The sequence below is a fragment of the Jatrophihabitans cynanchi genome, assembly GCF_027247405.1.
Lineage (GTDB): Bacteria > Actinomycetota > Actinomycetes > Mycobacteriales > Jatrophihabitantaceae > Jatrophihabitans_B > Jatrophihabitans_B cynanchi.
Map to the genome: position 1 here is coordinate 3,447,589 of NZ_CP097463.1, position 13,740 is coordinate 3,461,328.

The window sequence follows — 13,740 nt, forward strand, 5'->3', positions numbered from 1 at the left end:
CCCGGCAGGAGGTCACTGGACCTCGGTATCGGGCGCGAGCGCGGCGCGGGGGATGAGCGCGGTGATCGCGCCGGCCAGCACGATGAGCACGGCGGACACCAGCAGCGCCAGGTGCAGCCCGCTGCGGAACGCCGTGGTCGCCGCGTCGACCAGGGACGAGATCTCCGCCGGCGGGTGCGCGATGTCGATGCCGGCCGCCCCGCTGCCACCGGTCTTCAAGATGCTGATGATCGCGTCCTTGAGCGCGTCCGGCACACCGCGCTGGGCCAGGTTGTTGCCGAAGTCGTGGGTGATCGTCGCGCTCACCAGCGCGCCCAGCGCGGCGACGCCGACGACCGCGCCCAACTGGCGGGCGGTGTTCGTCGCACCCGCGGCCATTCCGGAGAACGCCGCGGGCACGTGACCGAGAACGGCCGCCGTGAGTGGCACCACCGCGATCCCGAACCCGAAGCCGGCCACGGCGAGCGCGAGGCTCAGCTCGCCGAAGTGCGGATCGGCGGTCACCGCCGATCGGGTGAACAGGATGCCGCCCGCGCTGATCACGCAGCCGGTGAGCATCGGCCCGCGCGGCCCGATCAGACCCACCCAGAACCCGGAGCCGACCGAGCCGGCGACGATCAGCCCGGCCATCGGCCCGAACACGCCGGCCAGCTGCCAGCCGGAGTAGCCGACGACGATGTCCAGGTACAGCGCGGTGAAGAAGAAGATCGAGAAGATGCCGAAGTAGACCGCGAAGGCGACGAACAGGGCGCTGCTGACGGCCGCCTGTTTCAGGTAGCCCAGGTCGAGCATCGGGCTCTGCTCGCGGCGTTCGACGTGCAGGAACAGCACGAGCGCGACGCCGCTGATCGCGAACAGCGCGATGATCCAGCTCGTGCCGTAGCCGTACAGCTCCCCGGCGATGCCGGCGTAGATCAGCGAGCCGAGCATGATCGCGCCGAGCACGAAGCCGCGCACGTCGAGCCGGCCGGGCTGCGGGTCGGCGCTGTTCGGCACGTACAGCGCCGCGAATGCCAGCAGCAGCGCGCCGAGCGCCAGGTTGAACCAGAACACCGTGCGCCAGTCGCCGATCGCCACGAGCAGCCCGCCGATCACCGGGCCGAGCGCCAGCGACAGCCCGGACACCGCCGCCCAGGCGCCGAGAGCGCGCGCCCGCTGCTCGCGGTCCGGGTACAGGTGCCGGATCACCGACAGCGTGCCCGGTTCGGACGCCGCCGCGCCGACCCCCATTACGGCACGGCCGGCGACCAGCCAGCCGATGCTCGGCGCCAGCGCCGCGAACACCGACCCGAGGCAGAACACCACGATGCCCGCGAGCATCAGCCACTTGCGGCCGAGCCGGTCACCGAGCGAGCCGGCGAACAGCATCAAGCTGGCGAACACCAGCGAGTAGCCGTTGACCACCCACTGCAGCGGGATGACGCCGGCGCCCAGGTCGTACTGGATGTTGCCCAGCGCGACGCTGACGATCGTGGTGTCCAGGAAGGTCAGGAACAGCACGAGCAGAACCGTGGTCAGCGCGATGGATCGCGACACCGCGCGGGTGCCGACGACGGTCTGCTCCACGGTGCCCCCGGCCCGTCCGCCGGCTACTTCGGCGGGTTCATGCCGGCCGGCGTCTGGCACTCCGCAGGCGCACTGTTCTCCAGCGTGAGCAACTGGCAGAAGGTGTGCTCGGCCACCTGCCACGTCCCGTTCTCACGCACCGCGAAGCCGGGCTGGTCCGCGAGCATCGGCTGGTTGCCGACGTAGATCGTGTAGACGACCTTGGCCACGTCGGCCGAGGTGAGCGACACCGCGGATACCTTCGCCGACGACTTCTGCGCGTAGCCGCCCTGGCCCTGCTTCTCGATCGTGGCCTTGAATGCGGCGCCGTTCTGCAGCAGGCCGAGCGAGACCTGTTCCGGGGTGTCCGGGGCGAAGAACTTCGCGTAGGCGTTCTTGATCGCAGCCACCGTGGCGGCGTCGGCCGAGGGTGTCGCACTCGACGCCGTGGCGCCGGTCGGTCCGCCGGTGCCGCCGGTCGTGGACGTGGCAGGGCCGGACTTGCTCGAACTGCACCCGGCTGCGGCGACGACGGCCACAGCTGCGGCCGCGACCGCGAGGCGTCCCCTACCGATGCCTGAGATGATCATCGATCGTCCTCTCGGCGGACTCGAATGTCCTCGTCTTCAGTTCTACCGCGCGGCGCTGACGCCGACCATCGGAGCCACCGCGCCGGGCCGCTCCGCACGCCCGGAGAGATCGCCAAAAACCGGTGCGATAAATGTGTTGCCCCCCTCTCTTAGCCTTCGTTAGTCTTGCTCACGACGCGGGCGCGTGCCCGCGCGTCCCGAGACCGAGAGGGGGTGGCCCGCGATGAAGAACACGATCATCACGCCGGTGGCCGCCCTCCGTCCGAGCGGACTGGTGGCCGGGTCGGCCGGCATGTCGTGGCCGGGTGGCGTCGGCACCGCTGCGCATGTCGAGCTCCCGCCGGTCTCGCAGAACGATCGCACCTTCCGTCCGGCCGCCGTCGGCGCTGCCAAGCAGGCCCGCCCACCTCGAGGGGTACCACGCTGAACACGTTCAGCGTCTGGCTCCTCGAGGCCGCGGCTCCCAGCTTGGGAACCGCGGCCTCGTCGTTTCTAGGACACACATCCGCCCACAACACAACCGCTAACTGCGAAAGAAGGAGGTGACCCGACGTGTTGACAGGCCTGGTGCCACAGGCGCCGACCCTGGATGCAATCGGGTTCGACACCGAACTGCTCGACCCGCTCGCCAAGGAATGCCCGGACGATGTGCCGTGCCGGGTGCAGGACGCCGAACTCTGGTTCGCCGAGACCCCGGCCCAACTGGAGCAGGCCAAGGCGTTCTGCACCGATTGCCCGGCCCGGCTCGCCTGCCTCTCCGGCGCCCTCGAGCGTCGGGAGCCCTGGGGAGTCTGGGGCGGCGAGATCTTCGAGCGCGGCGCGATCGTCGCCCGCAAGCGTCCCCGCGGCCGTCCCCGCAAGGACGACCGGACCATCGAGGCGGCCTGATGACCGCCACCGCACGCAACACCGACGTACTTCCCCGAAGGAGCACCACCATGTACGCGATCCAGGAAGCGCTCGCGAGAGACCGAATGCGCGAGCGAGAACATCAGGCGCATCGTTCGCGCCTGTCCGCAGAACTGTCAGCGGCCAACCGCTGGCGCTACCTCGCCGAGCACGCTCGGGCCGCGGCCACGCGGCACGCCGAACGTGCGGCGCAGGCAACGTCCGTCGCCGTTGCCCGCTAGGTGAGAGACAACGGCGGCCGCCGGATCAGCCGATCCGGCGGCCGCCGCGTCATGTCACCACCAGTTCTGGTCCAGCTTGGCCTCGATGGCCCGGACGTGGCGGCGGGTGCAGTCCGCGCACACCCAGCGGGTGCGGGTCCCGCCGCGCGCCTCGACGTTGTCGGCGCACCACCCGAGCGGCGGGTCGCCGTCGCGCTCGGGGTCGGCCACCCGAGCACAGAGGGAGCAGTGTTCGTTCACCTCGCCATTGTTGCCCGGACAGCGGCAGGTTTCCCCCACGACACGAACGGGAAACGCTACCTCACCAGAGCGACATCGAGCGCTCGAAGATGCCGGCAAGATCCTCCGCCGCGACCGGCAGCGGCGCGGTCGCCAGCAGCCGCTGCTGCTTGAGCGCGCCACTGACCAGTTCGTCCACGTCGGCCGGGCCGAATCCGACCGCGGCCACGCCGTCAGGGAGCGCGATGTCACGCATCAGGCTGATCAGCGCCCGCGGCAGCGCGCCGGCGTCGCCCCGTTCGGCCGCGTCCGGGTCGAGCAGTCCGGCGGCGCGCAGGTGCCGCTCGGGTGCGGCTGCGAAGGTGAACCGGAACGACTCCGGGGCGGTGAGCGAGACCGCCATGCCGTGCGGCACGAGCGGCTCGTCGTCCGGATACCCGGCGGGACGGAAGTCGCGCACCTGGCCCGCGATCGGGTACGCGTTCGCGTGCGGGATGTGCACGCCCGCGTTGCCGAAGCCGAGGCCGGCGAACGTGGCCGCCATCGCCATGCCGCGGCGCGCCCCCAGGTCGTCGCCGTCGGCGACCGCGCGCCGGAAGTGTGCGGCGAGCAGCGTGAGGGCCTTCTCCGACCACATGTCCGAGATCGGGTTCGCGCCGCAGTACGGCACCCGCTGCTCGGGCGCCTTGCGTTCGATCGAGTCGTACGGCCGGGCGGTGTAGCTCTCCAACGCATGGCACAAGATGTCCATGCCGGCCGCCGCGGTGACGCCCGCCGGCTGGCTCAGCGTGAGCGCCGGGTCGACGACCGCGAGCGTCGGCCGCAGCCGCTGGTGGCTGATCCCGGACTTGACCCGCTGGGCCAGCACGTCCAGCACGCAGATCGTCGTGCTCTCCGCGCCGGTGCCGGTCGTGGTCGGTACCGCGACCAAGGGGTGCAGCGGGCGCACGGGAGCGAGCCCGCCGCCGACCGGGGCGTTGACGTAGTCGATCAGCTCGCCCGGGTTGGTCAGCAGCAGGTTCACCGCCTTCGCCGTGTCGATGCTCGAACCGCCCCCGACGGCCACGAGCGCGTCCCACGGCCCGTTCGCCCGGGCCCAGTCGATCGCCGCCTGCATGCTGGCGTCGGAGGGTTCGATGTGCACGCCGTCGAAGACCACGGCCTGCACCCCGAACTGCGCCATCTGCGCGGCGACCCGTTCGGGCAGCCCGGTCGCCGCGACCCGCGGGTCGGTGATGACGAGCGCGCGGGTGGCGCCGAGTTGGGCGAGGTCGTAGCCGATCTCGTCCGAGGCGCCGTCGCCGAACTTCAGCGCGGGAGCGCCGTACGTGAAGACCGATTCGATGCTCATCGTGCGAATCCTGGTTGCCAGCGCTCGGCGAGCGCGCGGAACGGCGCGGTTGCGCCGAGTTGGCACAGCACGCCGAGCGAGCCGAGCGTGACGCGATGGATCAGCAGGTACTCCGGCGGCAGGTTGAACAGCCGCCCGACGCGGCTCTCCTCGCTGCGCGGGTCACCCAGCCGGGCCGCCTGGCTGCGCATCCACTCGCGCGAGAAGGTGAACGTCGGCTCGCGCAGCGGGTCGAGGATCGGGCCCAGGTAGTCGATCACCTGACGTGCCGTGACGGCCACGCCGGGGCGAAGGAAGCCGTGCTCGCGCATCAGGGACACCACGCCGTCGCCGTCACCGTCGATGGCCAGCCGGGTGAGCCGGCCGAGCGGTTCCGGGGCACCGCCGGGCAGCCGGGCGACGGCGCCGAAGTCGACGACCCCGAGCCGGCCGTCGGCGAGGATGCGGAAGTTTCCCGGGTGCGGGTCGGCGTGCAGCAGGCCGGCCCGGGTCGGGGCCGAGTAGTGCAGCAGCGCCAGCCTCGTGCCGGCGTGGTCTCGCTGCTCGATGCTGCCCTCGGCGATGATCCGCGACAGCGGCGTCCCGTCCAGCCACTCGGTGACCATCGCCTTCGGGGCGCTGGCGACGACCCGCGGCACGGCGATGTCCGGGTCGTCGGCGAAGGCGGCGGCGAAGGCGCGCTGCGATTCGGCCTCCAGCGTGTAGTCCAGCTCCTCGAGGATGCGCTCCTTGAGCTCGGCGAGCAGCGGCTTGACCTCCAGGCCGGGTGACATCTTCGCGAACAGCCAGGCGAACCGGGACAGCTGGGTGAAGTCGGCGAGCAGCGCCCGCCCGGCGCCCGGGTACTGCAGCTTGACGGCGACCTCGCGGCCGTCGGCCCACACCGCGCGGTGCACCTGGCCGATGCTTGCGGCGGCGGCGGGCACCTCGTCGAACGAGGCGAACCGCTCCGGCCAGCGGCGGCCGAACTGCTCGTTCAGCACGCTGCGGACGGTGATCGCCGACATCGGTGGCGCGGCCTCCTGCAGCCGGGTGAGCGCCTCGCGGTACGGCGCCGCGGACTCCTCGGGCAGCGCCGCCTCGAACACCGACAGCGCCTGGCCCAGCTTCATCGCACCGCCCTTGAGCTCGCCGAGGACGGTGAACAGCTGCTCGGCGGTGCGCGCCTGCAGTTCGGCGGAGACCTCCCCGGCGGAGCGCCCGGAGATCCGCCTGCCCAGCCCCACGGTGGCCCGGCCGGCGACCCCCAGCGGCAGCGACGCGAGTTTGGCGGCCCGGGCGGCGCGGCGCTGCGGGATGTCGGTCACGGTTGCCATTGTTCACCACGACGGGCACACCCCGCCGTGCGGTCGGGGCCCGCTCAGCGGCCCGACTGGCAGTCGCAGTCCGGGTGAACCGGCCAGCTGCGTCGCCTGATCCGCCAGTCCGGCGGATGCTGTTCGAGCGTTCCGTCGATCGCGGCCGGCTGCTCCCCGTCGAGGAAGGCGAGTGCCTGCTGCGTGGCGAGCCCGGCGATCACCGACTCCAGCGCGACCTCGCCCGGCGCCCGGCGCGTCCGCCGTACGGACAGCTGGACGGCGAGCGCGGTCCAGGCCGGGTCGCGGTCGAGCCGGTGCAGGTCCGCGCAGCGCAGACAGCTGCTCAGCCCGGGAATGACGAGCGGCCCGACGACTCCGTGCCCGGCCGCCAGCTGCACCACCAGGTGCGCGCGGCGCTGCCGGTGCAGCACGTCGCGGTGGTCCGGGTCGGCGGGCTTGTCCTCGGCGAGCACCACCAGGTCGGCGGGCTCGTCGGGCGGCAGCGTTTCGGTCGCCGTCTCCGGCGCCGCCCGCAGCACCGCGTCGGCCGTCGCCGCGGCCAGGCTGCGGCCCTCGTCGCCGGGCAGCACGCCGCCGGGCACGCCGTGGTGCAGGCGCACCGGGCCCGGCTCGCGCAGGCTCACCCGGCCGACCCCCGCGGCGGCCAGCAGCGCCGCGACGTGCGGCCCGGCCCGGCCCGAGCCGTGCACCAGCACCGAGGTGAAGCGCCGGGCGGACAGCACCTCGGCCGCACCCTCGCCGCGGCGGGCCGAGAGCGCGGCCAGCTCGGCGGCCAGCCGGGGCACCGGCGGCGTCAGCCGGTCCTCGCCGTCCGGCGCCGGCCGCGGCCAGAGGAAACCGGCGTCGGCCAGCGCCCGAAGGACCGCGGTGCCGGTGGCCGGTCCGGTGTCGGTGGGGGAGCGACGTCCGGCCAGCCGTCGCACGCTGCGCGCGGCCGGCCCGTCGACGACGACGGCACGATCCCCCAGCTCCAGCTGCAGGCAGTTGTTCGAGCGCCACAGCAGCCGGGTGGCGGGGTTGAGCATCCGATCAGGGCCAGCTACGGCGTCCATCCGGTCACTGTGGCACGGCGGGAGACGGGGTCCGAAAGTTATCCACAGCGGCTGCCGGTAGCCCTGCTCGACGTGACGCGCGGGTGACAGCCGAGTAACCCTGAAGTGAATGTCCACACCTGTGGACGGAGGTGTGGACAGTGTCTGCATAACCGGCGCCGGGACTGTGGACGACGCGCGCCGGCTGTGGACGTGGTGGCGTCGGTGCCGCGGGTTAGCGTAGGCACGTGCCAGCAGCGAACCCGGCGAAGACGGCGACGACGGCAGTGACGACCGCGGCGACGACGGCAGCGAGGACCGCGGCGGCGGGCGGCGAGCCGGTCGAGGTGCGCCGCAGTGCCAAACGACGGCGCACGGTCTCCGCGTACCGCGACGGCGGGCGGATCGTGGTGCTGATCCCGGCGCGGTTCACGCGCGCCGAGGAGGCCGAGTGGGTCGCCACGATGGTGGCCCGGTTGCAGCGCGGCGGCGGCGCGAGACGCTCCGGTGACGCCGCCCTGGCCCGCCGGGCCGCCGAACTGTCCCGCGACTACCTGGACGGACGGGCACGGCCCGCCGGCGTCCGCTGGGTCGGCGTGATGCGCACCCAGTGGGCCTCCTGCACCCCGTCCACCGGCACCATCCGGCTCTCCGCCGCGCTGCGCGAGCTGCCCGGCTGGGTGCAGGACTACGTGCTGCTGCACGAGCTGGCACACCTCATCGTGCCCGGTCACGGGCCGCGCTTCTGGGCGCTGCTGCAGGCCTATCCGCGCACCGAGCGGGCTCGCGGGTACCTGGACGGGGTCAGCGCGTCCGCGGGGCTGTCCTTCTCCGACGACCTGCAGGACGACCTGCAGGACGACGTGCACGGCGACCCGCACGAGGATCGGGCCGAGCTCACGCCGACGAGCGGGTAGGCGAGCATTACCCGTGAGTCACCACGCCGGGGTGGCAGGCTCAGGGGCGGTCACCGGATCCGCCCTCGTCCATCCGCCGAGCTGAAAGGCCCCACCTTCGATGTTCACGCGCATCGCCATCGTCAACCGTGGCGAGGCCGCCATGCGGCTCATCCACGCGGTGCGCGACCTCAACGCCGAGGCCCCGGCGGGCGGGCACCGCATCGAGACCGTGGCGCTGCACACCGAGGGCGAGCGGCACGCCATGTTCGTGCGCGAGGCGGACCTCGCCTACGACCTGGGACCTGCGGTGGACCGGCCGTACCTGAACCACGCCGTGCTCGAGCGGGCGCTGCTCGAGTGCGGCGCCGACGCCGCCTGGGTGGGCTGGGGTTTCGTCGCCGAGGATCCCGGCTTCGCCGAGCTGTGCGAGCGGATCGGCGTGCGCTTCATCGGCCCCAGCCCGCAGGCGATGCGCGCGCTGGGCGACAAGATCGGCGCCAAGCTGCTCGCCGAGCAGGTCGGGGTCCCGGTGGCCCCCTGGAGCGGCGGTGGCGTGGACACCCTCGAGGACGCCCTCGCGGCGGCGGCACGGATCGGCTACCCGTTGATGCTCAAGGCGAGCGCCGGCGGCGGCGGGCGCGGCATCCGGATGGTCGGCTCGGACGCCGAGCTGGCCGAGGCCTACCAGCGCACCCGCGCCGAGGCGGAGCGGGCGTTCGGCTCCGGCGTGGTGTTCCTGGAGAAGCTCGTCTCCGGCGCGCGGCACGTCGAGGTGCAGATCATCGCCGACGGCCACGGCACCGCCTGGGCGCTCGGCGTGCGCGACTGCTCGGTCCAGCGGCGCAACCAGAAGGTGATCGAGGAGTCCGCCTCACCGGTCATGACCGCCGAGCAGGCGGCCGGGCTCAAGGCCAGCGCCGAGCGGCTGGCCGTCGCCGTCGGGTACGCCGGCGCCGGCACCGTGGAGTTCCTGTACCGCCCGCGGGATCAGGTGTTTGCCTTCCTCGAGGTCAACACCCGGCTGCAGGTCGAGCACCCGATCACCGAGATCACCACTGGCACCGACCTGGTCAAGCTGCAGCTGCACGTCGCGAGCGGCGGCCGGCTGGAGGGGGAGCCGCCGCGCGAGCACGGGCACGCCGTCGAGGCCCGGCTCAACGCCGAGGACCCGGACCGCGACTTCGCCCCGTCACCCGGACGGATCGCGCTGCTGCGCCTGCCGGCCGGCCCGGGCATCCGGGTCGACACCGGGGTGGCGTCCGGCGACCTCATCCCCGCCGACTTCGACTCGATGATCGCCAAGGTGATAGCGGTGGGCCGCGACCGCGACGAGGCGCTGGCCCGGCTGCGACGGGCGATGACCGAGACCACGGTCGTGATCGAGGGCGGCTCGACCAACAAGTCGTTCATCCTCGAGCTGCTGGCCCAGCCGGAGGTGGCCGACGGCAGCGCCGACACCGGCTGGATCGACCGGGTCCGCGCGCAGGGCCGGCTCGCCTCACACCAGCACGCCGGCATCGCGCTCGTCGCGGCCGGCATCGAGGCGTACGAGGACGAGGAGGCGCTCGAGCGCACCCGGCTGCTGGAGACCGCGCGCGGCGGGCGTCCCCAGGTGCAGCACCGCACCAGCGGGGCCGTCGAGCTCAAGCTGCGCGGGGCCGCCTACAAGCTCACCGTCTCGCGCATCGGTCCGCACCGGTTCCGGGTGGACATCCTGGCCGGAGAGCGGCGCGAGAGTGTCGACGCCGACGTCGAGCGCCTCGACGAGTACACCTGCCGGGTCACCGTCGGCGGCCGCACCTACCGGCTGATCACCGCGACGCACGGCCCGATCCAGCTCGTCGAGGTCGACGGCACGGTCACCCACCGGGTGAGCCGTGACGAGGGCGGCGTGCTGCGGTCCCCGGCGCCGGCGCTGGTGGTGGCCACCCCGGCCGCGGTCGGCACCGAGGTCGCCGCAGGCGCGCCGGTGCTCGTGCTGGAGTCGATGAAGATGGAGACGGTGCTGCCGGCCCCGTTCGCCGCGCGGGTGAAGGAGCTGCTGGTCTCCGCCGGCAGCCAGGTGGAGACCGGGGCGCCGCTGATGCGGCTCGAGCCGGTCGGCGACGGCACCGGCCCGGTGCAGCAGGCCGGGACGCAGGAGGCCGCCGACCTCGACCTGCCTGCGGCCGAGCCGACCCTGGCCGGGCCGGCCGAACGCGCGGTGCGGGCCCGGGCCGACCTGCGCGCCATGCTGCTCGGCTACGACGTGGACCCGCGCGACGAGGGTGGCACGCTGGCGACCTACCTCGCCGCCCGCGAGGAGCTGCTCGCGAGCGACAGCTCGCAGCTGGCCGCAGAGGTTGCGGTGCTGGAGGTGTTCGCCGACTTCGCCGAGCTGAGCCGCAACCGGCCGGCCGAGGAGAAGGAGCACGTCGAGCACCGGGTGCACAGCCCGCGCGAGCACTTCCACACGTTCCTGCAGAGCCTGGACGTCGAGCGGGGCGCCCTGCCCGAGCAGTTCCGCGCCAAGCTCGGCCGGGTGCTGCGGCACTACGGGGTCGACAACCTGGATCGCTCGCCGCAGCTTGAGGAGGCGGTGTTCCGGGTGTTCCTGGCGCAGCAGCGCTCCGCGCCGGACGTGCTGCTCGCGACCGCGCTGTTGCAGCGCTGGCTGGTCGAGCCCGGCCCTGCCGAACCGGTCGCGGGCGTCGCGCGCGAGGTGCTGGACCGGCTCGTGCTGGCCACCCAGCTGCGCTTCCCGGTGATCGGTGACCTGGCCCGCAGCGTGCGGTTCCGGTGGTTCGACCAGCCGCAGGTGGACGCCGAGCGGGCGAGCGTGCTGGGCGGCGTCGCCGGCGAGGTGCAGGCTCTCGCGGCGATGGCGGACGGGCCCGAGCGCCGGGCCCGGATGGACAAGCTGGCCGCGATCCCCGAGCAGATCGTGCGGTTCCTCGCCGAGCGGCTCGAGCACGGCGTCCCGGCGCGCGAGCCGATGCTGGCGGTGCTGGTCAAGCGGCACTACCGCGAGCACGGGCTCACCGGGCTGGGTGAGCTGGACGTCGACGGCCGCCCGTTCGCCGAGGCCGACTACACGCTCGACGGGCGAGCCACCCACCTGGTGTCGACGATCGGGACGGTGGCCGAGCTCAGCGACGGCAGCACCCTGGCGAGCGCCGTGGGCGGCCGGCTGGCCCTTCGCGAGCCGGGCCAGGACGGCGTCGCGGACCTGTACCTGTCCTGGCCGGACGAGCCGCACGCGCCGGACGAGGCCGCCGAGCGGCTGCGCGGGCTGCTCACCGGCCTGCCGTTCGTGCGCCAGGTGCGGCGCGTCGCGATCGCGGTGTGCCCCGGCGGCGGGCGTCCGGTCGGGTACTTCACCTTCCGCCCGGGCGAGGGTGGCTCGCTGACGGAGGACCGGCTGGTCCGCGGCGTGCACCCGATGGTCGGCCGGCGGTTGAACCTGTGGCGGCTGCGCGGGTTCGAGCTCACCCGGCTGGACGCGCCGGAGGACGTGCTGCTGTATCACTGCGTGGCGCCGGGCAACGACGGCGACCAGCGGCTGGTCGCGCTCGCCCAGGTGCGCCAGCTCATCGTCGTCCGCGATGACGAGGGCCGGGTCGCCGCGCTGCCGCATCTCGAGCGCGCCATCGCCAACTGCTTCGAGGCGATCCGCCATGCCCGCTCGGCCCAGGGTGCAGCCGGCGCCCGGCTGGACATGAACTACGTCTGGGTGCAGATCTGGCCCGCCGTCGAGGCCGACCTGGACCAGCTCACCGCGCTGCAGCAGAAGATCTCGCCGCTCACCACCGGTGCGGGCGTCGAGGAGGTGCTGATCCAGGGGCAGATCGCCACACCGGACGGCGACTCCGCCCCCATCGTGGCCCGGTTCCACTACCGCCCCGGCTCCGGCGTGCGCAGCTCGATCGAGCAGCCGCCCACCGAACTGCTCAAGCCGCTCGACGACTACGCGCAGAAGGTGCTGCGGGCGCGGCGCCGTGGCGTCGTCTACCCGTACGAGCTGCAGGCCATGATCGCCGGCCCGGGCGGCACGGCGCAGGAGTACGACCTGGACGACACCGGCGCGCTGGTCCCGGTGCACCGGCCGTACGGGCTGAACAAGGCGGGCATCATCGCCGGGCTCATCACCACGCCGACCGAGCGGTACCCCGAGGGCATCACCCGGGTGCTGTTGTGCGGCGATCCGCTCAAGGCTCTCGGCGCGGTCGCCGAGCCGGAGTGCTCGCGCATCATCGCCGCGATCGACCTCGCCGAGCGGCTAGGTGTGCCTCTGGAGTGGTTCGCGGTGTCCGCGGGGGCGCGCATCTCGATGGACTCGGGCACCGAGAACATGGACTGGGTGGCGCGCGCGCTCAAGCGCATCGTCGCGTTCACCCAGGCCGGCGGCGAGATCAACGTGGTCGTGGCGGGCATCAACGTCGGCGCCCAGCCGTACTGGAACGCCGAGGCCACCATGCTCATGCACACCAAGGGCATCCTGGTCATGACGCCGGACAGCGCCATGGTGCTCACCGGCAAGCAGTCCCTCGACTTCTCCGGTGGCGTCAGCGCCGAGGACAACTTCGGCATCGGCGGCTACGACCGGGTGATGGGCCCGAACGGCCAGGCGCAGTACTGGGCACCCGATCTGGCCGGCGCGCACGACGTGCTGATGGAGCACTACGCGCACACCTACGTCCATCCCGGCGAGTCCGGCCCGCGCCGCGCACGCACGAGCGACCCGGCCGACCGCGACGTCACGGTCTACCCGCACCAACTGGCCGACTCGGGCTTCACCACGGTCGGTGACATCTTCTCGGCCGGCACGAACCCGGACCGCAAGAAGGCCTTCGACATCCGCACGCTGATGGCGGCGGTGGCCGACCAGGACCACCCCACGCTGGAGCGCTGGGCCGGGATGGCCGACGCCGAGACGGCGGTGGTGCAGGACGCGCACCTCGGCGGCATCCCGGTGTGCCTGCTCGGGATCGAGTCGAAGTCCGTGCCACGGCGCGGCTTCCCGCCCGCCGACGGCCCGGACACGTACACCGCCGGGACGCTGTTCCCGCGGTCGTCGAAGAAGGTGGCTCGCGCCCTCAACGCCGCCAGCGGGAACCGCCCGGTCGTCGTGTTGGCGAACCTGTCCGGCTTCGACGGCTCACCGGAGTCGATGCGCAGCCTGCAGCTGGAGTACGGCGCGGAGATCGGCCGGGCGATCGTCAACTTCGCCGGACCGATCGTGTTCTGCGTGGTGTCGCGCTATCACGGCGGCGCGTTCGTGGTCTTCTCCAAGGCACTGAACCCGCAGATGACGGTGCTGGCGGTCGAGGGCTCGTTCGCGTCGGTGATCGGCGGGGCGCCGGCTGCCGCGGTGGTGTTCTCGCGGGACGTCGACGCCCGCACCGCCGCGGACCCGCGCGTCACGGGCGTCGAGGCACGGCTGGCATCGGCGGCCTCGGACGCCGACCGCGCGGCGCTCGCGTCCGAACTCGTCGAGGTGCGCACCGCGGTGCGCGCGGAGAAGCTCGGGCAGGTCGCCACCGAGTTCGACACGATCCACAGCATCCATCGGGCCGTCAGCGTCGGCTCTGTCGACGCGGTCATCGACCCGCACGAGCTGCGCCCGCGGATCATCGCCGCGCTGGAGGCAGGGCTGCGCCGCGCCTGAGCGGCGCCG

General features: G+C 73.1%; 11 protein-coding genes. 5 read left to right on the forward strand and 6 right to left on the reverse strand.

Annotation, left to right across the window (positions count from 1 at the left end; genetic code table 11):
* Nucleotides 1-12: 12 nt before the first annotated feature.
* A complete protein-coding gene (locus tag M6B22_RS16760) occupies nucleotides 13-1,566 on the reverse strand; it encodes an MFS transporter (RefSeq protein ID WP_269442714.1) in 1,554 nt (517 codons plus the stop codon).
* Between the two features lie 23 nt (nucleotides 1,567-1,589).
* Nucleotides 1,590-2,135 (reverse strand): hypothetical protein, encoded by a 546-nt coding sequence (locus tag M6B22_RS16765; RefSeq protein ID WP_269442715.1) that lies wholly within the window; start codon nucleotides 2,133-2,135, stop codon nucleotides 1,590-1,592.
* A gap of 223 nt (nucleotides 2,136-2,358) precedes the next feature.
* On the opposite strand from M6B22_RS16765, the gene M6B22_RS16770 reads away from it, so the two are divergent.
* The 3 genes from M6B22_RS16770 to M6B22_RS16780 all read left to right on the forward strand — a co-directional run bounded on the left by M6B22_RS16770 (nucleotide 2,359) and on the right by M6B22_RS16780 (nucleotide 3,265).
* On the forward strand, nucleotides 2,359-2,562 hold the full coding sequence (locus M6B22_RS16770) for a hypothetical protein (protein WP_269442716.1): 204 nt from the start codon (nucleotides 2,359-2,361) through the stop codon (nucleotides 2,560-2,562).
* Between the two features lie 167 nt (nucleotides 2,563-2,729).
* Nucleotides 2,730-3,023, forward strand: a complete 294-nt coding sequence (locus M6B22_RS16775) for a WhiB family transcriptional regulator (RefSeq protein ID WP_331459818.1) — start codon at nucleotides 2,730-2,732, stop codon at nucleotides 3,021-3,023.
* A 50-nt stretch (nucleotides 3,024-3,073) separates the two neighbouring features.
* On the forward strand, nucleotides 3,074-3,265 hold the full coding sequence (locus M6B22_RS16780) for a hypothetical protein (RefSeq protein WP_269442718.1): 192 nt from the start codon (nucleotides 3,074-3,076) through the stop codon (nucleotides 3,263-3,265).
* A gap of 54 nt (nucleotides 3,266-3,319) precedes the next feature.
* Here M6B22_RS16780 and M6B22_RS16785 read toward each other — a convergent pair whose 3' ends face one another.
* The 4 genes from M6B22_RS16785 to M6B22_RS16800 form a co-directional block, all read right to left on the reverse strand.
* Entirely contained in the window at nucleotides 3,320-3,475 is a 156-nt protein-coding gene (locus tag M6B22_RS16785) for a hypothetical protein (RefSeq protein WP_269442719.1), read from the reverse strand.
* Nucleotides 3,476-3,566: 91 nt separating this feature from the next.
* Nucleotides 3,567-4,835 carry a hydroxyacid-oxoacid transhydrogenase gene (locus tag M6B22_RS16790; protein WP_269442720.1) on the reverse strand — a complete coding sequence of 423 codons (1,269 nt, stop codon included), beginning with the start codon at nucleotides 4,833-4,835 and terminating at the stop codon, nucleotides 3,567-3,569.
* Nucleotides 4,832-6,142 (reverse strand): ABC1 kinase family protein, encoded by a 1,311-nt coding sequence (locus tag M6B22_RS16795; protein WP_269442721.1) that lies wholly within the window; start codon nucleotides 6,140-6,142, stop codon nucleotides 4,832-4,834. Before M6B22_RS16795 ends, M6B22_RS16790 begins: the two co-directional genes overlap by 4 nt.
* Nucleotides 6,143-6,195: 53 nt before the next feature.
* The gene (locus M6B22_RS16800; protein ID WP_269442722.1) at nucleotides 6,196-7,206 is read right to left on the reverse strand and encodes a hypothetical protein; all 1,011 of its coding nucleotides are present in this window, start codon (nucleotides 7,204-7,206) and stop codon (nucleotides 6,196-6,198) included.
* A 227-nt stretch (nucleotides 7,207-7,433) separates the two neighbouring features.
* Here M6B22_RS16800 and M6B22_RS16805 point away from each other — a divergent pair, with 227 nt between their 5' ends.
* Together M6B22_RS16805 and M6B22_RS16810 are read left to right on the forward strand one after the other, a co-directional pair.
* Nucleotides 7,434-8,102 (forward strand): M48 metallopeptidase family protein, encoded by a 669-nt coding sequence (locus M6B22_RS16805; protein WP_269442723.1) that lies wholly within the window; start codon nucleotides 7,434-7,436, stop codon nucleotides 8,100-8,102.
* Nucleotides 8,103-8,202: 100 nt separating this feature from the next.
* Nucleotides 8,203-13,731 (forward strand): ATP-binding protein, encoded by a 5,529-nt coding sequence (locus tag M6B22_RS16810; RefSeq protein ID WP_269442724.1) that lies wholly within the window; start codon nucleotides 8,203-8,205, stop codon nucleotides 13,729-13,731.
* The last annotated feature ends 9 nt before the right edge of the window (nucleotides 13,732-13,740 follow it).